Here is a 21,895-nt window from a genome sequence, read left to right as displayed (position 1 = left end):
GGACCAGTGACACACCGTCCGCCCCCGGGACCACCGGCCGGACCACCGCCGCACCCGGACCAACGGCACACCGCACCGCCCCGCCGCACCCAAACTGGTGACGCCCCGCCCCTCCCCCGGCACCGCCAGCCCGACCACCACCGCACCGCCACTGGCACGCCCGGCCCAGTGCCCACCGCCTGCCCTCGGCACCCGACACCCGGCACCCCGGACCCCGGGCGCCCCGGACCAGTGACACACCGTCCGCCTCCGGCACCGCCAGCCGGACCACCGCCGCACCCGGACCAACGGCACGCCCGGGCCGCCGCCCCCGCCGCACCCCAACTGGTGACGCCCCGCCCCCTGCACCCGGACCGGTGACACACCGCCCGTCCCCCGGCCCGCCCTTCACTCTCCTCGGCGCACCGTCTTTACTGCGAGGGTGACCTACGAGATCCGCACCCTCACTCCCGGCGCTCCCGGCGCTCCCGGTGCCGACGGCCCCGCCGCGCCGGCCCCGGCCCCCGCCCCAACCCCACACCCCACACCGGCCCACGGACCCGGCACCCTGGTCGCGGTCAGCGACCTGCACGTCCGCTATGCCGAGAACCGCGAGATCGTCGAGGGGTTAAGACCGGAGTCCGCCGACGACTGGCTGCTGGTCGCCGGCGACGTGGGCGAGTACGTCGCCGACATCCGCTGGGCGCTCGGCCTGCTCAGCGAACGCTTCGCCAAGGTGGTGTGGGTACCGGGCAACCACGAGCTGTGGACCCCCGCCGACGATCCGGTGCAGCTGCGCGGGGTGGCGCGGTACGAGCATCTGGTGGAGATCTGCCGGGAGTTGGGCGTCCTGACGCCCGAGGACCCGTACCCGGTCTGGGAGGGGGCCGGCGGCCCGGTCGTCCTCGCCCCGCTGTTCCTGCTCTACGACTACACCTTCCGGCGGCCGGGCGTGACCTCCAAGGAGGAGGCGCTCGCCCAGGCCGAGCGGGCCGGGGTGGTGTGCACGGACGAGTTCCATCTGCACCCGGACCCGTATCCCACCCGCGAGGACTGGTGCCGGGCCCGGGTGGCGGCCACCGAAGCACGGCTCGCGGCCCTGCCGGAGGACCTGCCGACCATCCTGATCAACCACTGGCCGGTGGTCCGGGAGCCCACCGACCCGCTGTGGTACCCGGACTTCGCGCTGTGGTGCGGCACGGAGGCGACCGCCGACTGGCCGCGCCGGTTCCGTGCCGCCACCGTGGTCTACGGCCATCTGCACATCCCCCGCCTGCTGGTCTGCGACGGCGTACCGCACCAGGAGGTCTCGCTCGGCTATCCCCGGGAGTGGCGGCGCCGCTCCGGCACACCGGGCCGTCCGGTGCAGATCCTGCCGGCCCCGGCCACCGTCGGCTCCGGCACGACGGGGGTCCGGGCGTGATCGACAAGCTGCTCCCGGCGCCGATCGTGACCGCCGAGTCCTTCGAGGACGCCCCGCTGTCCGAGATGTTCCCCGAGGAATGGGCCCTGGTCGCAGGCGCCGTGCCCAAGCGTCAGCGGGAGTTCGGCACCGTACGCGGCTGCGCCCGCGCCGCAATGTCCCGGCTGGGCATCGCCCCGGCACCGCTGCTCCCCGGCCGTGACCGGGCGCCGGAGTGGCCGGAAGGCATCGTCGGCGCGATGACGCACTGCACCGGTTACCGCGCCGCGGCCGTGGCCCGCCAACGGGACGTCCGGACCGTCGGCCTGGACGCCGAACCCAACCTCCCGGTCTCCGACCCGGGCGTCATGGACCTCGTCACCCTCCCCGAGGAACGCGCCCAGCTGCACCATCTGGCCGACCTCGAACCGGAGATCGCCTGGGACCGCCTGATCTTCAGCGCGAAGGAGAGCGTCTACAAGGCGTGGTACCCCCTCGCCCACCGCTGGCTCGGCTTCGAGGACGCCCTGCTCACCCTCGACCCCACCGACGCCACCTTCACCGCCCGCCTCCTCGTCCCCGGCCCACTCGTCAACGGCACCGAAGTCACCGAGTTCACCGGCCGCTGGCTGGTCGAGGAGGGCCTGGTGGTGACAGCCATCACCATGCCGGCCTGATCCGGAACCTTTCCCACGGGAAAAGCGCGGTGCCCGCAAAGGCGAAGGCTTTCGCGGGCACCACCCACTCCTGCCTGCCGTGCCGGAATACCGGCCACCTGCCGACCGCCCCTATGTCATCGCAGGCAGACCTCACTCACCGCCGCGTCGAACTTCCGCCGCTCGTGGCCTGTTTCGCCTTCCCCACCTGGTTTGATTCACCGCTGGTTGGTCCGGCCAGGTGACCACATACGTCGGGTCGGCTCCCCGGCTCATCCGTACGTAGCGCAGTAGCTCGCGGACGATGCCGGCATTGCCCGACGCCCAGCCGGTGCGCGGTTCGAGGAGGCTTGGGGTGGCCCGGTGTTCGAGGTTGGACCATCGCGCTCCGTCGGTGTCCGACTGCCCGCTCTTCCGGTCGTAGCTGTGGCTCCTCGCGCGTCAGCAGGTGGTTCCGCGGTGCCGCTGGACGCGCTGCCCTATGGCCTCTGCTCCCCGTGCGAGCGGGGACCGTCCTCGTCCGGCATCAGCCGCAGCGAGATCGAGTTGATGCAGTCGACACGGGCCCGGCTGATGGCTGAGATCCGCCCCTCTGCGAAGGAGGCGCCGGACGAAAGATGAGCGCCTTACTGATTCGCCGCGGCTACCACTCACCCAACCACATTGCCGATGGCGGTCCACACCGCACAGATCACTGCGGCGACCAGCCAGATATCCGAAAGCCAGGAAATTGCCAGCCCTCTACGGACAGCGGAGTCTCGCGAGGTAGCCGTTTTCATTTTCACATGCTGACGGATCGTTTTGGCCGCCCTCTCCGAGCTGCCCACAAAATGATCTATGAGAGAGCCGCTATAGGCAGCTACGTAAACCTCCTCACCACCTGTCGTTTCTAGCGTCAGATTCCCTCCGAGGTCGACGAAAACTTGAGCAACGGCACTGCGCGCCACACTGTATTTAAACACCGCATTGACGACACATACCTCATCTTGAAAGATGAGCACGCGAGATCGGCAAACCCTCTGCACCAAGAATATGGTTGCAAAGGAGGCCGTTAGGCCAACTTCAGCCTTGTTTGGTCCACGAAAGCCCATTTTCCCAATAACGAGGGCCGCCATAAAAAGGAGGATTGCAGAGAAGGACCATTGCAGAACGCGCTGCGACTTCCTTCGGAGCTTCACTGCCTTCCGTTGCCCCTTCATGCCCTGCTCCCCTTTCCTGTCCGTGCGTCCGCAGGGTGGTTCGGTCACGCGCCTGGGCCACCCTGCCGGAGTCGCACGTCTGCGAGGAGGCTGGGTTCGGCAGATTCTCCGCACGACGTCGCCCGCCGCCCATAAATCCCGAGATTCAATAGGCGGCTGCGGGCTTGGCAACCGGTCCCCTTCGAGGGGAAGCAGGGGCATGAGACGTAGTCGCCTTCCGGGGCAACTTGGCCGGCGATGCTGCGTCCCGGGTCGGCCAGGCTCGTGCTGCCCCTGTTCCCGTCGCCATCCTGCGATGCTCAAGCCCCCAGGGGCCGCCGGGAACCCATTGGGCGAGGAGGCGGCTGTCGCTGAAGCGCAGCGGGTGGTCACGGTGCGGTTTTGCCCGTGGTGCGGTAGATCGAGTCCGCCATGGTCCGGGGTTCAGCCGGCCCGTGATCTCCTGCCTCGTAGCTAGCTGGCCGGTTCAGTGGTCGAACGGCGCGGCACGCACTGTCTGCTTGCCGCACGTGCGGGGAGGCCCCCACCTCGGACGTCTTCGTGACGATGAAGTGGGCCGCTCCCCGCGTCAGCAAGTGGTCCACAAGGTGCTGCTGGACGCGTCGGCCTACGGCCTCTGCTCCCCGTGCGAGCGGGGCTCGTCCTCGTCCGCCAACAACCGCAACGAGATCGAGTTGATGCAGTACCGCTGGTCCGTAGGCGTCGGGTAGCCCTCGCCCTCGAAGACGTGGCCGAGGTGGGAGCCGCAGCGGGCGCAGCGGACTTCGGTACGGAGCATGCCGTGCGAGCGGTCCTCCAGGAGCTCGACGGCGTCGGAGTCCTTGGGGTCGTAGAAGGACGGCCAGCCACAGTGGCTCTCGAACTTGGTGTCGGAGCGGAAGAGTTCGGCGCCGCAGGCGCGGCAGGAGTAGATGCCCGAGGTCTTGGTGTCGGTGTACTCACCGACGAAGGCGGGCTCGGTGCCGGCCTGGCGGAGTACCTGGTACTCGGCAGGGGTCAGCTCGGCGCGCCACTGCTCATCGGGCTTGTCGATCTCGTACGGCATTCGGGGCCTCCTCCGGGTCAGCTGCCCAGGCGGGTCAGGATGGCGGGGCCGAGGTCGGTCACATCGCCCGCGCCCATGGTGAGAACAAGGTCACCGGGTCGGGCCATTCCGGCGATGACGTCCGGGACGGCGGACTTGTCGCTCTCGGCGGTGACCTCGGCGCCTGCGGCGCGCGCGGCGTCGATGATCAGGGTGCTGGTGACACCCGGGATCGGGTCCTCGCGGGCCGGATAGATGTCCAGCACGACGGAGGCGTCGGCGAGGGCGAGCGCCTGGCCCATTTCCGTGCCGAGCTCCTGGGTGCGGGAGAAGAGGTGCGGCTGGAAGACGACCAGGACGCGGGAGCCCTCGGGCACGGCTCCGCGGATCGCTTCGAGGTCGGCGGTCATCTCCGTCGGGTGGTGGGCGTAGGAGTCGATGACCTGGACGCCGGCCGCCTCGCCCTTGAGCTGGAGGCGGCGCTTGACGCCGGTGTACTTGCCGAGGGCGGTGGAGAGGTTGTGCGGCGGCAGATCGAGGGCGACCCCGGCGGCGAGGGCGGCGACGGCGTTGTGGGCGTAGTGCCGGCCGGGGACGGAGACGGTGAAGGTGAGGATCTTGCCGCTGGTGAGGCTGACGGTGACGTCGCTGGTCAGGCCGTGCGGGGTGACCTGGAGGATGCGGACGTCGGCGTCCTTGGACTCGCCGTAGGTGACGATCTCGATGTCCTCGCGGCCGGAGACCCGGGCGGTCAGCTCGCGGGCGCCGGGGTGGTCGGCGGCGATGACCAGGGTGCCGCCGGGGCGGATGCGGCCCACGAAGGTCTCGAAGGACTCGTAGATCTCGTCCATCGAGGCGTAGTTGGCGTGGTGGTCCAGCTCGACGTTGAGGACGATGGCGACCTCGGGGGCGTACTTGTGGAAGCTGCGGTCGCTTTCGTCGGCCTCGGCGACGAAGATCTCGCCGGTGCCGTGCTCCGCGTTGGAGCCGGGGGCGTCGAGGTCGCCGCCGATGGCGTAGGACGGCTTGAGGCCGAGGGCACCGAGGGAGACGGCGAGCATGGAGGTGGTCGTGGTCTTGCCGTGCGTGCCGGCCACGGCGATCGGGCGCAGGCCGTCCATGAGGGCGGCGAGGGCGTCGGAGCGGTGCACGACGGGGACGCCGCGCTCATGGGCGGCGGCCAGCTCGGGGTTGTCGGGGCGGATCGCGGAGGAGACCACGACGCTGGTGGCGTCGGCGGCGAGGTGCTCGGCGGCGTGGCCGAGGTGGACGGTGACGCCGAGGGCGCGCAGGGCCTCGGCGGTCGGGGAGTCCTTGGCGTCGCTGCCGGCCACCCGGGCGCCGCGCTGGGCGAGGATCTTGGCGATGCCCGACATGCCGGCTCCGCCGATACCGATGAAGTGCGGTCGGTCCATCGAGGCTGGGATGGCGGGTGCCATGAGCGGGTCTCCCTGATCGTCGATCATCGCGAGCGGTGGTGCGGTGGTGCGGTCATGCGGTGGTGCGGTCGTGCGGTCGTGCGGTTCTGCTGTCGGGTTGCCGGGTTCCGGTGCTCGTGCTGCCGGTACGGCTGTCCCGCTGCCGAAGATTGTCGCACCCGGCACCGACAGCGCCGATCCACGGACCCCGGACGGCCCCGGAACGGCCCCCGCACGTCCCCGGACGACCCCCGCAGGGCCCGCGGACGACCGCGGACCGCCCGCACCCGGGCTGCGAGACAGCGGTCAACGGGTGAGCACACGGTCAGCGGTCAGCGGTCAGCGGTCAGCAGATGCTCAGCGATCAGCGATCAGCGGCGGATCAGGCCCTTCGCGGTGGCCGTGGCGACCGCGGATGTGCGGGAGTCCACTCCCAGCTTGGAGTAGATGTGGACAAGGTGGGATTTGACGGTCGCCTGGCTGAGGAAGAGCCGCTTGCTGATCGCGGCGTTCGACAGGCCGTCGGCGACGAGCTGGAGGACCTCGGTCTCGCGGCGGGAGAGCGCGGTGGCGGGTGTCCGCATCCGGTCCATCAGGCGCAGCGCGATGGTGGGTGCGAGCGCGGACTTCCCGGCCGCGGCGGTGCGCACCGCGGCGGCCAGCTCCTCGGGCGGCGCGTCCTTGAGGAGGTAGCCGGTGGCGCCGGCCTCGATGGCGGCGAGGATGTCGGCGTCGGTGTCGTACGTGGTCAGGACCAGGACGCGCGGGGCGCCGGCCCGGGCGGTGATCGCGGCGGTGGCCTGCGAGCCCAGCATCCGCCCGCCGAACTGGAGGTCCATGAGGACCACGTCCACCTCGCACCGCCCGGCGAGCTCGACGGCCTCCTCGGCGGTGGGCACGTCCGCGACGACCTCGAAGCCCGGTTCGGTCTCCAGGACGGCACGCAGGCCGGCCCGTACGACGGGGTGGTCGTCGGCGAGCAGCAGCCGGACGGGGGTCGCGGGGCCGGTCACGGGGCTGGTCACAGGGCGGCCTCCGGGCGGGCGGGCGCTGCGGGGCAGGGCAGGGTGACGGCGATGGCGGTGCCCTCTCCCGGGGCGGACTCGACGGCGAGGGTGCCTTGGAGGGCGCGGGCCCGGGCACGCATCGCGGCGAGCCCGAAACCGGTGCCGAAGGCCGCCGCGGAGCCCGGCGCGGGCACCTGCGCCGGGATGAACCCGGTGCCGTCGTCGACGACGTCCAGGGCGACCTCGGTGTCCATGTAGCTGAGGGTCAGCTCGACCCGGCCGGCCGCGGCGTGCTGGACGGTGTTGGCCAGCGCGGACTGGGCGATGCGCAGCAGGGCGACCTCGTGCGGGGTGGGGAGCGCGGTGGGCGCGCCGGAGACCTGGCAGTGCACGGTCAGGCCGGAGGTGCGCTCCGTGGTGGCGCACAGCCGCTCCAGGGCGGCGGGCAGCGAGCCGGTCTCCAGGTCGGGCGGACTGAGCGCGCGGACGAACCGGCGGGCCTCGGCGAGGTTGTCGACCGCGGCCGTACGGGCCTGCCGGACGTGCCCGAGCGCCGTCCCGGGCCGCTCGGGAAGGGCGCGCTCGGCGGCGCGCAGCAGCAGCTGGATGCTGGAGAGGCCTTGGGCGAGGGTGTCGTGGATCTCGCGGGCCAGCCGCTCCCGTTCGGCGAGCACGCCGGCGGCGTGCTCCGCGGTGGCCAGCTCGCTGCGGGCCGCGGTGAGCTCCTCGATGAGGCGGCGGCGCTGCTCGCTCTCGCGGTAGAGGGCTTGGTAGCCGAGGACGACGGCGACCGCGACCGCCGCCCCGAGGGCCGGGCCGAGGACCGTGCCGACGCTGAGGGTGTGGGTGTGCCATCCGAAGCCGGCGACGGCGCCGACGGTGGTGGCCGCGACGACGGGCAGCGCCCAGCGCAACGGGAGCAGGTGCAGCTGGACGAAGAACAGCGGGAAGGCCAGCCAGACGCCGTCCGGGGTGAGGGCCAGCAGCACCAGCCAGACCAGCCCGACGGCGGTGAGCCAGAGCGCGGCGGCGCCGGTGGAGCTGCGCAGCCGGGGCAGCCGGGGGCCGGCGACGTAGAGCGCGAACAGCACGACGGCGGTGGCGAGGACCGCGGGCGTGTGCGGCCGGTGATCGGCGACCGCGCGGACGGCGGCGAGCCCGAGCAGCGCGGCCACCATCAGATGGAGGCAGCTGCGCAGGACCCGCAGGACGGGGGTGAGGGAGTGAGCGGTCACGGCTTCTTCGGTCACGGCTCCTTCAGGCTACGGGCGGGTACGGCCTGCGGCATCAACCGAAGGGTTGATGCCGGGGCGCACCTTTCGATCTCCGCGGACCACTCCGCGGCGCGATGCCGCGGCCCCCTCCGGCGGGCGACGGTGGGGTCGAGCCGCCGGGCAGTGGGTCCGGCGCCGGTACCCGGAGGATGGCCGAGCCCGTGTTCGTCGCCTGGAGAGATCTGAGATTCGCCAAGGGGCGGTTCGCCCTGATGGGCACCGTCGTGGTGCTGATCACCGTGCTGGTGGGTCTGCTGTCGGGCCTGACGGCGGGCCTGGGCCGGGAGAACACCTCGGCGATCACCGGGCTGCCCGCCGACCACCTGGTGTTCTCCGCGCCCTTGGAGGGCCGTACGGTCGCCTTCACCGACTCCCGGCTGACCGAACGGACCGTAAGGGAGTGGGCGCGGGTGCCCGGCGTACGGCGGGCCGAGCCGCTGGGGATCGCCACGACGAAGGCGGAGGCGGGCGACCGGGCGGCCGCGGTGTCGGCCTTCGGGGTGCGCCCCGGGTCGCGGCTGGCCCCGGCGCAGGGGCGGGCCGGGGACGGCAAGGTGGTGCTCTCGGAGAAGGCCGCGGCCTCGCTCGGGGTGCGGGCCGGCGGCAAGGTGTCGCTGGGCGGGCGCACGTTCCGGGTGGCGGCGGTGGCGGGTGCGGCCATGTACAGCCACACCCCGGTGGTTTGGGCGTCGCTCGCCGACTGGCGGTCCCTGACGGGCGGCACCGGCGGCGGCTCCCCGGGGGCGACGGTGCTGGCGCTCTCCACCACGGGGACCCAGAGTCTCGCCGACGCCGACGGGCGGCTGGGCACGAAGACGGTGCCCCTGGAGGACGCCCTGCAGGCCATCGGCTCGTACACCGCCGAGAACGGCTCGCTCCAGCTGATGCGCGGCTTCCTGTTCGCCATCTCCGCGCTGGTGATCGGCGCGTTCTTCACCGTGTGGACGATCCAGCGCAGCGGCGATGTCGCCGTGCTGAAGGCGCTGGGCGCCTCGACCCGCTACCTGCTGCGGGACGCGCTCGGGCAGGCCGTCGTCCTGCTGGTGATCGGGACCGGACTGGGCACCGCCGTGGCGGCGGGGGTGGGTGCGGGCATCGGCGGCGCGGTGCCGTTCGTGCTCGATCCGCCGACCGTGCTGGTCCCGGCCCTGATCATGATCGCGCTCGGCGCCGCCGGAGCCGCGCTGTCCATCCGCCGCATCACCTCCGTCGACCCGCTGACCGCCCTGGGAAGTGCCCGATGAGCCTCGAACTGACCGATGTGACCCTGACCTACCCCGACGGCGAGGACCGGTTGACCGCGCTGGACGCGGTCTCGCTGACCGTGTCCGCCGGCCGCCTGACCGCGGTGATCGGGCCGTCCGGGTCGGGGAAGTCCAGCCTGCTGGCGGTCGCCGCGACGCTGATCCGCCCGGACCGCGGGCGGGTGGTGATCGACGGCACGGACACCACGGGCCTCGGCCGCGCCGAGCTGACCGCGCTGCGCCGGACAGCCCTCGGCATGGTCTTCCAGCAGCCGAACCTGTTGCCGGCCCTGACCGCCGCCGAGCAGCTGGAGGTGATGGCCCATCTGGACGGCCGCTCGCCGCGCACGGCCCGGGCCAGGGCGCGGGAGCTGCTGGCGGCCGTCGGCCTGGAGGGGCTGGCCGGCCGGCGGCCGCACCAGCTGTCCGGCGGCCAGCGGCAGCGGATCAACATCGCCCGGGCGCTGATGAACGACCCCGCGGTGCTGCTGGTGGACGAGCCGACCAGCGCGCTGGACCACGAACGGGGCGCCGCGGTGCTGGAGTTGCTGGTCAACCTGACCCACCAGCGGGCGACGGCGACGGTGCTGGTCACCCACGACCACAGCCATCTGGACGTGGCGGACGAGATCGCGGAGGTGCACGACGGACGGCTGCGCCCCCGGCCGGCCGGCCGGCTGTGACGGTGCCGGTGGCCGGCCCCGGGGGTGCGGTCAGCCTCCGGGCGTCCCCTGGGGCTGGTCGTCGGCGGCGTGCGAGAAGAGCTTGAGGACCGGGACGCCGACCTTGTGGCGGGCGCGGGAGGCCCAGTCGCGGTGGAAGAACTCCTCGACGAAGTGCGGGGCGGTCAGCACGATCACCTCGTCCGCCCCGGTCTCGTCCACGACGGAGCGCAGCAGGTCCAGCGGATGGTCCTCGACGACCTGTCCGACGGCCTGCGCACCGGCCTCGCGCAGTGCCTGCAGGGTGTGTGTCAGCCCGACCTCGGCGGGGGCCTCGGCCTGTGCCCCGCCCGGTTCGGCACCCTCGCGCACGGCGTCGTCGAACTCCCCGAGGGCGACATCGTCGATGGCCCGCAGCAGGACGTCCTGCTTGCCGCGGGGCTGCATGAGCACGACGAACGAGACCGGGTCGTCGCCGTGCAGGGTGGTCACGAACTCCACGTCGGCGGGCGTCAGAGGTTTCTCGATCATCAATACGCTCGTGAACACGACGGACGCCCTTCTTCTCCTCAGGCCGCATTGTGCGGAGCCCGACAGACACCATCCTGCCCCGTCGCCACGCGGGACCTGTTGGCTTTTAGTGTGCCCAAAGGAAGCTAAGCGGAACAGATAATTCCGCTGTTTGTCAGGACCGACGGTAGCGAGTGAACAGGAACCCGGCCTCCTCCAATACGGATGCCAGGGTGAACCGCTCGGGAACCTCGACGGCCGGCCCCTTCATGATCCTCGGCGCATCTCCGACGGTTACCACCGGAGCGAGCGAAAGACACATCTCGTCCAGCGCACCGGCCGCGGCGAACTGCCCCAGGAGCATCGGTCCGCCCTCGGTGAGCAGCCGGGTATGACCGCGTTCGGCCAGGACACCGGCCACCCGGGACGGGTCGACGCCCAGGCCCTCGCCGGCGAACAGCACCTCCACACCGGCCGCCCGGGCCTTGGCCACCCGATCGGCGGGGGCGCCCGCGCCGGTCAGGACGACGGTCGGTGCCAGCGCCTCGGTGAACAGGGGCAGCCCGAAGTCCAGCCCGAGCCCGGCGGTGACCACCGCGATGGCGGGCGCCGGGGACTGCCCCGCGACGGCCCGGCGGGCGGCGAACGCCTCCCGGGCGCGGGCCGGCCGGTACCCCTCCTGGCGCACCGTCTCCGCGCCCACCACCACGACGTCCGCGACCCCCCGCAGCACCCCGAAGATCCGCATGTCGGCGTCGCTGGAGAGCGGCTGCGAGTGCCCGTCGTGATGGGCCGCGCCGTCCATGGAGGACACCATGTTGGCGCGCAGCCAGCCGGGGCGTCCCGCGCGCGCCGGGTCGTCCGCCGCCGGGTAGGCGTAGGCGTCGGCCAGCTCGTCCAGCGTCCACTCGCGGTCGTCGGCACCGGGCGCCGCGGGCGCTGCGGCCGTCCCGTCGGCGGCGGGTACGGGCGGGGCGGGGAGGGGGAACAGGCGTCGCATGGCGGCAGTGTGACATGCCTCGCCGGACGGTCCGGCACCTCGGGCGAAGGAGATAGGCTGGACGGCTGTGTCACCTTCCCAGCCCTCCGCGCCGCAGGCCGACCCGATAGCCGGACCGCCGGCCGACGCGGCCGACCCGGCCGACGCAGCCCCCGCCGCGCTCACCGCCCGCGCCCCGCACGTCCCGGCCGACCGCCTGGTCGCCGAGATGGTGCCGCCGCCGCGCTTCCAGGACGCCCGGTTCGACACGTACATCCCGGACCCGAAGCAGCCCAGCCAGGCCGAGGCGGTCCAGGTCCTGAGCGACTTCGCGGACTCGATCGCCGCCGGGGCGGACACCGGCGGCGGCAAGCGCCGCTGGTTCGCCAGGAGCCCCAAGAAGCCCGCCGTCCCCAAGGGCCCGCGCGGCGTCTATCTGGACGGCGGCTACGGCGTCGGCAAGACCCATCTGCTCGCCTCCCTGTGGCACGCGTCCCCGGCGCCCGCCGAACGGAAGGCGTTCGGCACCTTCGTCGAGCTGACGAACCTGGTGGGCGCGCTCGGCTTCCAGCAGACCGTCCGCACGCTCGGCGAGCACAAGCTGCTGTGCATCGACGAGTTCGAGCTGGACGACCCGGGCGACACGGTGCTGGTCTCCACGCTGCTCGGCAAGCTGGTGGAGGCCGGTGTGGCGCTGGCCGCCACCTCCAACACACTGCCCGGCAAGCTCGGCGAGGGCCGGTTCGCCGCCGCCGACTTCCTGCGCGAGATCCAGGGCCTGAGCGCCCACTTCCGCCCGCTGCGGATCGACGGTGAGGACTACCGCCACCGCGGTCTGCCCGAGGCGCCCGCCCCGTTCGACGACGAGACCGTCACCCGTACCGCGTACCGCACCCCCGGGGCCTCGCTCGACGACTTCCCCTCCCTCCTGGACCACCTGTCGAAGGTGCACCCCAGCCGGTACGGCGCGATGTGCGACGGCATCGAGGCGGTCTGCCTGACCGACGTCCAGGCGGTGCCCGACCAGTCCACCGCGCTGCGCCTGGTCGTCCTCGCGGACCGGCTCTACGACCGTGAGGTGCCGGTGCTGGCCTCCGGCAAGCCCTTCGACGAGCTGTTCAGCGAGGAGATGCTGCGCGGCGGCTACCGCAAGAAGTACTTCCGGGCGATCTCCCGGCTGACGGCCCTGGCGCGCGACGCGAAGTCGCTGGTGACCGGCGAGGTGCGCTAGCGGACGTCCGCGGGGCGACGTCTGCTGGATGACGTCCGCCGGGCGACGTCCGTCGGGGGCCTGCGGGGGCCGTCGGTCCGCCTGGATCCTCCCCCGGTCCCTCCGCCTGGTTCGCGGGCGGCTCGGGCCGCCTGCCCGATGGCCTACGCGGACGGCGACCGGCGACGGTGCCCAGTACGTCGTCCGGCTCATCCGGGTCTCAGCCGGAGCACGCGGTCCGCTGGGCCTCCTGCCATTCGCACACCGGGCAGAGCACGATCCCCGGCCGGTCCACCGGGTACTCCGTGGGCCGGCCGCAGTACAGGCAGTCGGCGACGACAGGTTCGGGGGCGGTGGCGGCGGGGGCCGGGCGAGCGGGCTCGGGGGTGACGGGCGTGTGCGGCATGGGGCCGAGGGTACGCCCGCCGGTCCCGGGGGGGGCGCCCGTGCCGTTGGCGCCCGTCCTGAGGTTCGCCGTTCGGGAGGCTCGTAGCTCCACCCGACCCCGGGCCCTCACTCCGTGGTTCAGCCGCGACGGGACGCCAGGGTGCACGCAGCGGCGGTGGCGGCGGCCGCGAGCAGGGCGGCCGCGGCGGCCGGGAGCCAGGGGACGGTGATCGTGCCGTGCAGGGAGCCGGTGACCAGGCCCGTCATGGCGGCGTTGGCGGGCGAGCCGCCCAGGACGAGCAGCAGCAGCGAGCCGAGCAGCCCGGCCGGGATGCCCCAGCCGGGGACGCGCAGCACCGGCCAGGCGCACAGCGCACCGATGGCCAGGCCCGTCAACAGGCAGGTCAGCACGGCGAACAGGCCGGCGACGGTCGCGGGCAGGACGGGTACCGCGACCTGGTGGTCGGCGGAGTGCGGATCGGCCATCAGCACCACCAGGGCCGTACCGAGCAGCCCGAGCAGCAGCCCGGCACCGGCCGCGGTCAGCACACCGGCGAGGTGCGCCCGGCCGGGCCCGGCGGCGGTCGCGGTGCAACTACGGGCGGCCGGCGGTTCGTTGGTGACGCAGATCCGGGTCAGCCAGACGGCGACCGGCAGCACACCGACCGCGGCGTAGCCGAACGCGTCGAGGATCGGACCGCCGCTCTGGATGCCGATGGCCAGGAATGCCGCGTAGAGGATGACCGGCGGCAGCCAGCGGTGCGAGCCGACGAGCAGCGCCGCCTGATAGCGGAGGAGAGCGATCACGGGTGCGGGGCCTCGTCGGGGTCGGGGGAAGGGGCGGGGGAAGGGGCGGGGACGTACGGGGTTGCCGGACCTGGCGGTACGGCCGGGCCGGGGGCGGTGGTGACGGCGCGGATGTGCCACGGCGGACGGGCGGTGAGCAGGGCGCGCAGCAGCGCATCGGAGTGCACGGCGGGGACCGTGAAGCGGAACGCGCCGTCAGGGCCGGGAGTGATCTCCGGGCCGCCCGGTAGTCGCGGGGCGCCGGCGGTCGTACCCGGTGGGCCGGTCGGCGGGGCGGCGCCAGGTGGGCCGGTCGGAGGAGCGGCGCCCGGTGGGCCCTCGGCCTCGATGGTCACCCGGGGGCCGGTCGCGGCGTCCGGATACGCGGACGCGCCGGGCCGCTCCTCCTGGGCCAGCAGCCGCCCGTCCGCCACCCGGTAGCGGGCGTCGGCCGCGCCGGCCAGACGCTGTGGGTCGTGGTCGACGAACACCACGGTGCCGCCGTCCGCGACCCGTTCGGCGACCGCGCGGTCGAGCACCTCACGGGCGCCGCGGTCCAGGCCGGTCCACGCCTCGTCCAGGACGAGGAGTTCGGGCTCGGCAAGCAGCGCCTGGGCGACCGCGACCTTCTGGCTGGTCCCCTTGGACAGCTCGGCCAGCCGGGTACGGGCGTGCCCGGCCGCGCCGAAGCGTTCCAGCCACTCGGCGGCGCGCCGGGCCGCTTCCGCGCCGGTCAGGCCGTGGACGCGGCCCAGGTGGGTGAGGTAGCCGGCGGACGTGAAGGGCATGGCGGCGGGGAAGCGTTCGGGGACGTAGGCGCGGCGCGGCCGACCGGTGATGCGTCCGGTGCTGGGCCGGTCGATCCCGGCGAGCAGCCGCAGGAGGGTGGACTTCCCGGTGCCGTTGGTCCCCTCGATGCGCAGCAGCGCGCCTTCGGGCACCGCGAGGTGGACCTCACGCAGCACCCAGGGGCCGCGGACCCCGTAGCGCCGCCCCACCCCGTCCAGCCGCATCCGCTCCGGCACCCGCTGCCTCCCCCTATCCCCACTGCCCGGCCCGGCGCCCCGATGCCCGTGCCGGCACGCCCGTGGGCGTGTGGCGTCGCTCCTCTGCCGGAGGCCCAACTGCCGTACGGCGTCGCGCCGTCCGCCGCCCTCGACGGTAGCGGGGCCCGTCGCCGGGTGCCCGCTCAGGGACGCGGCCGACGACACGGCGCGCGCGGACGGGTACGCGCGGACGGGTACGCGCGGACAGGCCGGACGGACGGGTCCGGACAGTCAGGTCCGGACAGGTGGGTCCGGGCAGCGGGCCTGTGCCGGGAGGACGGGGCCGCGCGGGTGGTCCCGCGCCAGCGCGGCAGGTGTGCGCTGGCGGGCCTGCGCGGGCGGTGCCAGGGGCGTTGTCAGTGGCGGCTGGCAGACTGATCGGGTGACCAGGACCGAGACCGCCGGGCAGTCCGGCAACGATTCCACCAGCCCGTTCCGGCCCGACGAGAGCGACCGGGACGCGGCGTTGCAGTTCGTGCTGCCGCTCGTCGTGCGGCTGGAGCGGGCCGACCCTCCGGCGCGTACGGACGCGCTGGAGACGGCCGCCCGGGCGGTGCTGGTGCTGCTGTCGGACGAGCGGTCGGCCGGGGACGGCGAGTGGGCGGCGGCGGTGCGGGACTGGCAGGACGCCCGGATCCGGAAGGTGGTGCGGCGGGCGCGCGGCGCGGAGTGGCGGCGCGCCGGGGCGCTGCCCGGGATCACGGTCACCGGAGGCAGCGCCGAGGTGCGGGTCTACCCCCCGGTGCCGCTGGACGGCTGGCCCAAGGAGCTGGTGAAGCTTCAGGTCTCCGGCACCGAGCTGGACGACCCCGAGCCGCCCGGGCCGCCCGCCGACGGCGCGCCGGTGCTGTGGCTGAACCCGGCGCTGGAGATGTCGGCGGGCAAGGAGATGGCGCAGGCCGGCCACGGCGCCCAGCTTGCGTGGTGGGAGCTGTCCGAGCCGGAGCGGGCGGCCTGGCGCGCGGCGGGCTTCCCGCTGGCCGTCCGGTCCGCGGATCCCGCGCGCTGGGAGGCGCTGACCCGCAGCGGGCTGCCCGTGGTCCGCGATGCCGGGTTCACGGAGATCGCGCCGGGCTCCTGCACGGTCGTCGCGGACCACCCCGCGCTGCGCGGCGCGCTGCCGCAGGGGCGGTGAGGCGGCCGTGCTGACGTCCCTGCTCGGTTTCACCCTCGTGGCCACGCTGCTGACCATTTCGCCCGGCCCCGACTTCGCGGTGGTCCTGCGGACCGCGCTCGGCTCGGGGCGGCGCGCCGCGCTGTGCAGCGCGCTGGGCATAGCCGCCGGATGCTTCGTGTGGGGGCTGGCCGGTGCGGTCGGGCTGACCGCGATGCTCGCCGCGTCGAGGACGGCGTACGACGTGCTGCGGGTGGCCGGCGCGCTGTATCTGATGTGGCTGGGGATACAGGCGCTGCGCAGCGCCCGGCGTATACGGACCGCCGGGGCGTCGGGGGCCGAGGTACCCGCCGCGGGGCGGGAGGCGCCCGGTGACGGCGCGGGCGCGCGGCCGGTGACCCCGCTGCGGGCGTTGCGGACGGGCCTGTTGACCAATGTCCTCAACCCCAAGGTCGGGGTGGTCTACATGTCGCTGCTGCCGCAGTTCATCCCACACGGCGCGCCGGTGATCGCGACGACGCTGCTGCTGGTCGCCGTCCATGCCGCGCTGGGCGTGCTGTGGCTCGGCGGTATCGCCTTCGCGGTGCACCGTGCGCGGGCCGTCTTCCAGCGGCCGCGCATACGGCGGCGGCTGGATCAGGCCACCGGTGGGGTGCTGCTGGCGCTCGGTGCCGCAGTGGGGTTCGAGACCGCGCGCTGACCGGCGGGGGCGGCCGGCGGATTGCCGTAGGGCGGCGGGGCCCCCGGCGGGAAGCTCAAATGAAGCTCTGAACTCGGCAGGTGCAGGATTCGGCCGGTCCTGACGGGGCCATGAGTACCCCGACCACGGAGCGGGAGGGGGAACCATGGAGCGTCCGGGAACGGACATCGAGCGCCTGGGGACGGGCATCGGCTGGCGGCCGGAAATCGCTGCGGAGATCGCCGGGCTGCCCGGTGTGGACTGGGTCGAGGTGGTGGCGGAGAACATCTGTCCCGGCCATCTCCCCGACGCCCTGCGGGAGTTGCGCGAGCGCGGGACGACCGTCGTCCCGCACGGCGTCTCGCTCGGGGTCGGCGGCGCCGACCGTCCGGACCCCGGCCGGCTGGCCGCCCTCGCCGAGCGTGCCGAGGTGCTGGGCGCCCCGCTGGTCACCGAGCACATCGCGTTCGTCCGGGCCGGCGGGCCGCTGACCGCCTCGCCGTTGATGGAGGCCGGGCATCTGCTGCCGGTCCCGCGCACCCGCGACGCGCTGGACGTGCTCTGCGAGAACGTCCGCATCGCCCAGGACGCGCTGCCGGTGCCGCTGGCGCTGGAGAACATCGCGGCCCTGGTCAACTGGCCGGGCGAGGAGCTGACCGAGGGGCGGTTCCTGGCCGAGCTCGTCGAGCGGACGGGGGTGCGGTTGCTCATCGACGTCGCCAACCTCCACACCAACCACGTCAACCGCGGTGAGGACCCGGCGGTGGCGCTGGACGAGCTGCCGGTCGAGGCGATCGCCTACGTCCATGTGGCGGGCGGCGTGGAGCGGGACGGGGTCTGGCACGACAGCCACGCCCATCCGGTGACCCGGCCGGTGCTGGACGTGCTCGCCGAGCTGTGTGCCCGGATCACCCCGCCCGGTGTGCTGCTGGAGCGCGATGACGACTTCCCCGAGGCCGGCGAGCTGGCCGGGGAACTCGACGCGATCCGCACCGTCCTGAAGGAGGCCCGCCATGTCCAGGCGGCTTGAGCCCGTACGGAAGCCGGACGCCGGCTCCCGCCCCGCCGTGGCCCCCACCGCCTCGGCCCCCGCCATCCCCGCCACCGGCACCGACGCAGCGCGGCAGCGGCTGGCGCTGGCGCAGACCGCGTTGCTCTCCGCGCTGGTCGCCGGCACCCCGGCGCCCGAGGGTTTCGACCGCAACCGGCTGGGCGTGCAGAGCCGGGCGCTGACCGCCAAGCGGTCCGGGGTGGTCGCCAAGGTCGCGCCCGAGCTGCCCGAGATCCTCGGCGACGACTACCGTCCGGCGTTCGCCGGCTATGCCCGCAACCGTCCGATGCGTGGCGGCTACCGCCAGGACGCGCTGGACTTCGCGGCGCACCTGCTGGCCCAGGGCCGTCCCGCGGACCCCGCTGCCCGCCAGCGGCTGACCCGCTGGTGGCGGGACCGCGCGGGCCCCACCCCACCGCCCCCCGGTTCCGCGGCCCGGCTCGCCCGCGCCGTCCACGCCGTCCGCCAGGCACTGAAGGGAAGGTGGCGGTGATGTCCTTCACGCAATGGGTGTACGTGGGCCTCGGTGCCTCCTCGCTGGTGCTGCTGCTCGGCACGGTCCTGGTGCGGCGCGGCACCCCGTCCGTCCGCAGGGGCGAGGCGCAGGCCCGCAACGTGTGGGAGACGGCGTTCCTGGCCGGCGGTCCCGGGCGGGTGGTGGACGCGGCGCTGGCCGGGATGTGCGAGGACGGCCGGCTGGCGGTGGGCGGCCCGGGCGTGGTGACCGTCCGCCAGGCCACCGCGCAGCACGCGGTCGAGACCGCCGTCCTGGACGCGGTCGCCCGGACGCCCGGCGCGGCGCTGGCCGCGGTGCGTGCCGAGGCCATGCGCAGCCCCGCGGTCCAGGACATCGGCGACCGGCTGGCGGCCCGCGGACTGATGCGTCACCCGCGGCGGGGACGCGGCTGGCGCCAGCTGGCGAGCACCCAAATGGCCGCCACCATCGTGCTGTTCGCCCTCGGGATCCTGCTCTCCGTCGCGGACGCCGGCAACGACGACGGCCTCGGCGAGGGGTTCGACCCGCCGGCGGTGATCACGATCATGCCGGCGCTGATAGCGGGTCTGATCGTGGCCGCACTGTGCCGGACGGTCTTCCGGAACCGCGTCACCAAGGCGGGTGCCCGCGCGCTGCGCTCCGCGCAGGCCGCCCAGTCCCGGGGCGGCGCGGGCGGCGCATGGCAGGCCGCCGGGCTGGTGGTGGCACTCGGCGGTACGGCGCTGATAGCGGACGAGCTGCTGCGGCAGCAGTTCGAGGAGGCCCGGCGGACCGCCGCACTGGCCACCGCCGGCGGCTCGTCGTCGTCCGGCAGCGCGGCGTCCGGCTACGACTCCGGTGGCGACGTGGGCGGCGACAGCTCCTTCTGGTGCGGCGCGTCCGACGGCGGCTCCGGTGCGGGCTGCGGCAGCGGCGGTTCGTCCTGTGGCTCCGGTTCGTCGTGCGGCGGCGGTTCGAGTTGCGGGGGCGGTTCCTCGTGCGGCGGTGGCTCGTCGTGCGGCGGGGGTTCCGGCTGCGGCAGCAGCTGAGCGACGACTCTCCGGCCAAAGGTGTCCGGTTTGCGAGCCGCACCGGCCCTGAGCAGGGAAGGAAGGGACGTGATGTGGTCCACACAAGGGGAAAATTAATGGCCATTGTCATGGACCTTCCCGTAGAAAATGGACCATGTGGCTTCTCTTCCTCCTCGTCGCCGCGGTCGCGGCGGTGTTCTCCTGTGCGCGGGTGTGCCGGGCCGCGGTCGCCGCGGCCCGGACCGCCCGCCCGGACCGCCCACCGGTCTCCGCTCCGGTCCCGGACCCGGCCGGTGACGACGGGCACGCGCCCGGACTGACCCTCTACGAGATGGCCTACCTTTCCGGCGGGCCGCAGCGGCTCGCCGATGTGGTCCTGGTGCTGATGGCCCAGAAGCGGCGGCTGCTGCTCGCCCACACCGGCTGGGCCACCGTCGTCGAGCCGGTCGCACAGGACCCGGTCGAGCAGGCGACCCTCAGCGCGATAGGCCCGGACGGACAGCGCCCGATACCCGCGGTGCGGGAGGCCCTGGTGGCCGACGAGGCGGTACGGGCGGTGGCCGACAAGCTGGTGGCCGACGGGCTGGCACTGCCGGCCGCGGCCCGTCCCGGCATCCGCAGCGGGGTCCGCCAGGTGTGGGCCGCCGCCCTCCTGGTCGTACTGGCCGCCGCCGCGGCCCACTGGATGGCGCCGCCCGGCGCGGACACCGCGCTGCTCCTGGGGTGGTTCTCGCTGCCGCTGGTGCTCTGCCTCGGGACCCTGGCCGTGGCCCGCTTCGAGCTCCACCCGTACCGGGACTGGGCCACCGACGCGGGCGAACAGCGCCTTCCCGGGAAGGCCGACCCGCCCGGCTCGCGGCTCCCCTCCGCCCCTCTGGCCCCCCTCACCTCCCTCATCTCACTCGCCCTGAATGGCCCCAGCGCCCTCACCGATCCCGCCCTTCGCGCCGCGCTCCACTCTTCCGGGGCATAGCGTCCGACACCGGTGCCCGGTGCTTTACATCGCCAATCACCGCCCCAACTATCCCTTTTGTATGCACACACGAAGGGACGGCCAGTGAGAGCACTTGCGTTGTACGGCACCATCGGGTCGCTGATCGTGACCGCCCTCGCCACTGCCCCGGCGGGCGGCACCACGCAGGCGGCCGGGGCGCCACCCGCGCCCGTCGCGCACCGCATCGACTTCGGCCGGTGCGCGCCGGTGGAACATCTGCCGTCGTCCGTCGAGTGCGGCAAGCTCACCGTCCCCCTCGACTACGCGCGCCCCGACGGCAAGAAGATCCAGCTCACGGTCAGCCGGGCGCGTGCCACCGAGCACCGCGAGCGGCAGGGCTCGCTGGTGTTCAACCCGGGCGGCCCCGGCGCCTCCAGCCTGGAGTTCCCGTTCTACGGCACGCTGCCCAAATGGAGCAGGCTGGCCCGGGCCTACGACTTCGTCGGCTACGCGCCGCGCGGGGTGGGCCGTTCGGCGCCGCTGTCCTGCCAGGACCCCGAGGAGTTCGCCAAGGCGCCCACCGACAGCCGGAGGTACCCCGACGCGGCGTTCAAGCGGAAGAAGAGGGACCAGGCCAGGGCGTACGCCCGGGGCTGCGCCCGGCGGGCCGGCGCGGACCTGCCGTTCTACAACTCGGTCAACAACGCCCGGGACCTGGACATGCTGCGGGCCGCCCTCGGTGAGAAGAAGCTGACCTTCATCGGTGCCTCGTACGGGACGTACTTCGGCGCGGTCTACGCGACGCTCTACCCCGGCCATGTGCGGCGGATGATCTTCGACAGCGTGGTCAACCCGGATCCCCGGCAGATCTGGTACCGCAACAACCTCGATCAGGACATCGCCTTCGAGCGCCGCTGGGGCGACTGGCTGCGCTGGGTCGCCAAGCACGACGACCACTACCACCTCGGCACGACCAAGAAGGCCGTGCAGCAGGCGTACGACACGGCCTCCGGGAAGCTGCGCCGCCATCCCCTCAACGGCAAGCTCGGCGCCGGCGAGCTGCAGTCCGCCTTCCTCAAGACGGGCTACAACGACGGCTTCTGGCCGCTGCGCGCCGAGGCGCTCGCGAGCTATCTGCACGGCGATCCCAAACCGCTGATCGCCCAGGCCCTGCCCCAGGGGACCGGCGCCAAGGACGCGGAGAACGCCAATGCGGTCTACACGGCCGTGGAGTGCAACGACGCGCCCTGGCCGCGGTCCTGGCGGACCTGGGACCGGGACAACACCGACGTCGCCGAGATCGCGCCGTTCGAGACCTGGGACAACGCCTGGATGAACCTGCCGTGCGCGTTCTGGCCGGACCGGACGCAGTCCGCGGCGGCCGGGGTCGCGGCGGCGGCCCGCCGGGTGGAGCAGGGGTCGGGCCGGGAGCTGGCGGACGCCGCCGGCCATGCGGCCGCCACCGAGCTGGACGGTGCGCTGCACGGCCGGCGCCTCCCGCTCGACGTCCACACGGAGCCCGGTGCGCTGCCGCCGGTGCTGCTGCTGGCGGCCGAGCGGGACGCAGCGACGCCGTACCGGGGCGCGCTGGAGCTGCAGCGCCGGCTGCCCGGCTCGTCGCTGGTCACCGAGAACGGCGCGGGCACGCACGGCATCGGCTTCGGCGAGAACGACTGCGTGAACCGCTACGCCGAGGCGTATCTGCTGCACGGGAAGATCCCGGCGCACAAGGTGTACTGCGCGTCGCGCGCGGAGCCGGTGCCGGGGCAGCAGACGGCCCGGGCCCAGCACGCGCGCCCGGGGAAGTAAGCGGAAACGACCGACGAGC

At 73.6% G+C, this 21,895-nt stretch carries 22 protein-coding genes; 12 read left to right on the top strand and 10 right to left on the bottom strand.

Going from position 1 to position 21,895, the window contains the following annotated elements; all coding sequences use genetic code 11:
• The first annotated feature begins 547 nt into the window (after window positions 1-547).
• The gene (locus AB0E02_RS14465) at window positions 548-1,402 is read left to right on the top strand and encodes a metallophosphoesterase (RefSeq protein WP_362139053.1); all 855 of its coding nucleotides are present in this window, start codon (window positions 548-550) and stop codon (window positions 1,400-1,402) included.
• Window positions 1,399-2,058 carry a 4'-phosphopantetheinyl transferase superfamily protein gene (locus AB0E02_RS14460; RefSeq protein ID WP_362138845.1) on the top strand — a complete coding sequence of 220 codons (660 nt, stop codon included), beginning with the start codon at window positions 1,399-1,401 and terminating at the stop codon, window positions 2,056-2,058. Before AB0E02_RS14465 ends, AB0E02_RS14460 begins: the two co-directional genes overlap by 4 nt.
• A gap of 629 nt (window positions 2,059-2,687) precedes the next feature.
• Here the strand turns inward: AB0E02_RS14460 and AB0E02_RS14455 are convergent.
• The 5 genes from AB0E02_RS14455 to AB0E02_RS14435 all read right to left on the bottom strand — a co-directional run bounded on the left by AB0E02_RS14455 (window position 2,688) and on the right by AB0E02_RS14435 (window position 7,935).
• Complete coding sequence (locus AB0E02_RS14455) at window positions 2,688-3,284, bottom strand: hypothetical protein (RefSeq protein ID WP_362138843.1); 597 nt, start codon at window positions 3,282-3,284, stop codon at window positions 2,688-2,690.
• A 559-nt stretch (window positions 3,285-3,843) separates the two neighbouring features.
• Window positions 3,844-4,281: a peptide-methionine (R)-S-oxide reductase MsrB gene (gene msrB / locus AB0E02_RS14450; RefSeq protein WP_362138841.1), complete on the bottom strand. Its 438-nt coding sequence runs from the start codon at window positions 4,279-4,281 to the stop codon at window positions 3,844-3,846.
• Window positions 4,282-4,298: 17 nt separating this feature from the next.
• Window positions 4,299-5,699, bottom strand: coding sequence for a UDP-N-acetylmuramate--L-alanine ligase (gene murC, locus AB0E02_RS14445; RefSeq protein WP_362138839.1), 1,401 nt, complete (start codon window positions 5,697-5,699; stop codon window positions 4,299-4,301).
• Between the two features lie 350 nt (window positions 5,700-6,049).
• A complete protein-coding gene (locus AB0E02_RS14440) occupies window positions 6,050-6,691 on the bottom strand; it encodes a response regulator transcription factor (RefSeq protein WP_362139051.1) in 642 nt (213 codons plus the stop codon).
• Between the two features lie 8 nt (window positions 6,692-6,699).
• Complete coding sequence (locus AB0E02_RS14435; protein ID WP_362138837.1) at window positions 6,700-7,935, bottom strand: sensor histidine kinase; 1,236 nt, start codon at window positions 7,933-7,935, stop codon at window positions 6,700-6,702.
• Window positions 7,936-8,120: 185 nt separating this feature from the next.
• Here AB0E02_RS14435 and AB0E02_RS14430 point away from each other — a divergent pair, with 185 nt between their 5' ends.
• Both AB0E02_RS14430 and AB0E02_RS14425 read left to right on the top strand, forming a co-directional pair.
• Window positions 8,121-9,203 (top strand): ABC transporter permease, encoded by a 1,083-nt coding sequence (locus AB0E02_RS14430; RefSeq protein WP_362139049.1) that lies wholly within the window; start codon window positions 8,121-8,123, stop codon window positions 9,201-9,203.
• Complete coding sequence (locus tag AB0E02_RS14425; protein ID WP_362138833.1) at window positions 9,200-9,886, top strand: ABC transporter ATP-binding protein; 687 nt, start codon at window positions 9,200-9,202, stop codon at window positions 9,884-9,886. The genes AB0E02_RS14430 and AB0E02_RS14425 overlap by 4 nt, the downstream gene beginning before the upstream one ends.
• A 30-nt stretch (window positions 9,887-9,916) precedes the next feature.
• On the opposite strand, the gene AB0E02_RS14420 is transcribed toward AB0E02_RS14425, so the two are convergent.
• Together AB0E02_RS14420 and AB0E02_RS14415 are read right to left on the bottom strand one after the other, a co-directional pair.
• The gene (locus AB0E02_RS14420; RefSeq protein ID WP_030803677.1) at window positions 9,917-10,414 is read right to left on the bottom strand and encodes a hypothetical protein; all 498 of its coding nucleotides are present in this window, start codon (window positions 10,412-10,414) and stop codon (window positions 9,917-9,919) included.
• Between the two features lie 136 nt (window positions 10,415-10,550).
• Window positions 10,551-11,375 (bottom strand): dihydrofolate reductase family protein, encoded by an 825-nt coding sequence (locus AB0E02_RS14415; protein ID WP_362138829.1) that lies wholly within the window; start codon window positions 11,373-11,375, stop codon window positions 10,551-10,553.
• A 67-nt stretch (window positions 11,376-11,442) separates the two neighbouring features.
• On the opposite strand from AB0E02_RS14415, the gene zapE reads away from it, so the two are divergent.
• Entirely contained in the window at window positions 11,443-12,585 is a 1,143-nt protein-coding gene (zapE, locus tag AB0E02_RS14410) for a cell division protein ZapE (protein WP_362138826.1), read from the top strand.
• 199 nt (window positions 12,586-12,784) lie between these two features.
• Here the strand turns inward: zapE and AB0E02_RS14405 are convergent, their stop codons facing one another.
• The 3 genes from AB0E02_RS14405 to AB0E02_RS14395 form a co-directional block, all read right to left on the bottom strand.
• Window positions 12,785-12,970 (bottom strand): hypothetical protein, encoded by a 186-nt coding sequence (locus tag AB0E02_RS14405; RefSeq protein ID WP_362138824.1) that lies wholly within the window; start codon window positions 12,968-12,970, stop codon window positions 12,785-12,787.
• Window positions 12,971-13,089: 119 nt separating this feature from the next.
• Window positions 13,090-13,758, bottom strand: a complete 669-nt coding sequence (locus AB0E02_RS14400) for an ABC transporter (RefSeq protein WP_362138822.1) — start codon at window positions 13,756-13,758, stop codon at window positions 13,090-13,092.
• Window positions 13,755-14,762: an ATP-binding cassette domain-containing protein gene (locus AB0E02_RS14395; protein WP_362138820.1), complete on the bottom strand. Its 1,008-nt coding sequence runs from the start codon at window positions 14,760-14,762 to the stop codon at window positions 13,755-13,757. The genes AB0E02_RS14400 and AB0E02_RS14395 overlap by 4 nt, the downstream gene beginning before the upstream one ends.
• Before the next feature lie 403 nt (window positions 14,763-15,165).
• Here AB0E02_RS14395 and AB0E02_RS14390 point away from each other — a divergent pair, with 403 nt between their 5' ends.
• The 7 genes from AB0E02_RS14390 to AB0E02_RS14360 all read left to right on the top strand — a co-directional run bounded on the left by AB0E02_RS14390 (window position 15,166) and on the right by AB0E02_RS14360 (window position 21,876).
• Complete coding sequence (locus AB0E02_RS14390) at window positions 15,166-15,918, top strand: aminoacyl-tRNA hydrolase (protein ID WP_362138818.1); 753 nt, start codon at window positions 15,166-15,168, stop codon at window positions 15,916-15,918.
• Window positions 15,919-15,925: 7 nt separating this feature from the next.
• Window positions 15,926-16,597, top strand: a complete 672-nt coding sequence (locus AB0E02_RS14385) for a LysE family translocator (protein ID WP_362138816.1) — start codon at window positions 15,926-15,928, stop codon at window positions 16,595-16,597.
• A 145-nt stretch (window positions 16,598-16,742) separates the two neighbouring features.
• A complete protein-coding gene (locus tag AB0E02_RS14380) occupies window positions 16,743-17,606 on the top strand; it encodes a DUF692 domain-containing protein (RefSeq protein WP_362138813.1) in 864 nt (287 codons plus the stop codon).
• Window positions 17,590-18,120 carry a hypothetical protein gene (locus AB0E02_RS14375; protein ID WP_362138811.1) on the top strand — a complete coding sequence of 177 codons (531 nt, stop codon included), beginning with the start codon at window positions 17,590-17,592 and terminating at the stop codon, window positions 18,118-18,120. Before AB0E02_RS14380 ends, AB0E02_RS14375 begins: the two co-directional genes overlap by 17 nt.
• The gene (locus AB0E02_RS14370) at window positions 18,120-19,151 is read left to right on the top strand and encodes a TIGR04222 domain-containing membrane protein (RefSeq protein ID WP_362138808.1); all 1,032 of its coding nucleotides are present in this window, start codon (window positions 18,120-18,122) and stop codon (window positions 19,149-19,151) included. The genes AB0E02_RS14375 and AB0E02_RS14370 overlap by 1 nt, the downstream gene beginning before the upstream one ends.
• A 136-nt stretch (window positions 19,152-19,287) precedes the next feature.
• A complete protein-coding gene (locus tag AB0E02_RS14365; RefSeq protein ID WP_362138805.1) occupies window positions 19,288-20,106 on the top strand; it encodes a TIGR04222 domain-containing membrane protein in 819 nt (272 codons plus the stop codon).
• Window positions 20,107-20,190: 84 nt separating this feature from the next.
• Window positions 20,191-21,876, top strand: coding sequence for an alpha/beta hydrolase (locus AB0E02_RS14360; RefSeq protein ID WP_362138802.1), 1,686 nt, complete (start codon window positions 20,191-20,193; stop codon window positions 21,874-21,876).
• Window positions 21,877-21,895: the final 19 nt, after the last annotated feature.

The organism is Streptomyces sp. NPDC048196, from assembly GCF_040652715.1.
Lineage (GTDB): Bacteria > Actinomycetota > Actinomycetes > Streptomycetales > Streptomycetaceae > Streptomyces > Streptomyces siderophoricus.
Note: the sequence above shows the minus strand (reverse complement) of the source record. Positions and strands in the feature narration are given on the sequence as shown.

What these genes read in the sequence shown, in the direction of transcription:
- msrB (WP_362138841.1), bottom strand. Translation starts at nt 4,281, where the DNA reads ATGCCGTACGAGATCGACAAGCCCGATGAGCAGTGGCGCGCCGAGCTG.
- murC (WP_362138839.1), bottom strand. Translation starts at nt 5,699, where the DNA reads ATGGCACCCGCCATCCCAGCCTCGATGGACCGACCGCACTTCATCGGT.
- AB0E02_RS14425 (WP_362138833.1), top strand. Translation starts at nt 9,200, where the DNA reads ATGAGCCTCGAACTGACCGATGTGACCCTGACCTACCCCGACGGCGAG.
- AB0E02_RS14415 (WP_362138829.1), bottom strand. Translation starts at nt 11,375, where the DNA reads ATGCGACGCCTGTTCCCCCTCCCCGCCCCGCCCGTACCCGCCGCCGAC.
- AB0E02_RS14405 (WP_362138824.1), bottom strand. Translation starts at nt 12,970, where the DNA reads ATGCCGCACACGCCCGTCACCCCCGAGCCCGCTCGCCCGGCCCCCGCC.
- AB0E02_RS14380 (WP_362138813.1), top strand. Translation starts at nt 16,743, where the DNA reads ATGGAGCGTCCGGGAACGGACATCGAGCGCCTGGGGACGGGCATCGGC.
- AB0E02_RS14375 (WP_362138811.1), top strand. Translation starts at nt 17,590, where the DNA reads ATGTCCAGGCGGCTTGAGCCCGTACGGAAGCCGGACGCCGGCTCCCGC.
- AB0E02_RS14370 (WP_362138808.1), top strand. Translation starts at nt 18,120, where the DNA reads ATGTCCTTCACGCAATGGGTGTACGTGGGCCTCGGTGCCTCCTCGCTG.
- AB0E02_RS14365 (WP_362138805.1), top strand. Translation starts at nt 19,288, where the DNA reads ATGTGGCTTCTCTTCCTCCTCGTCGCCGCGGTCGCGGCGGTGTTCTCC.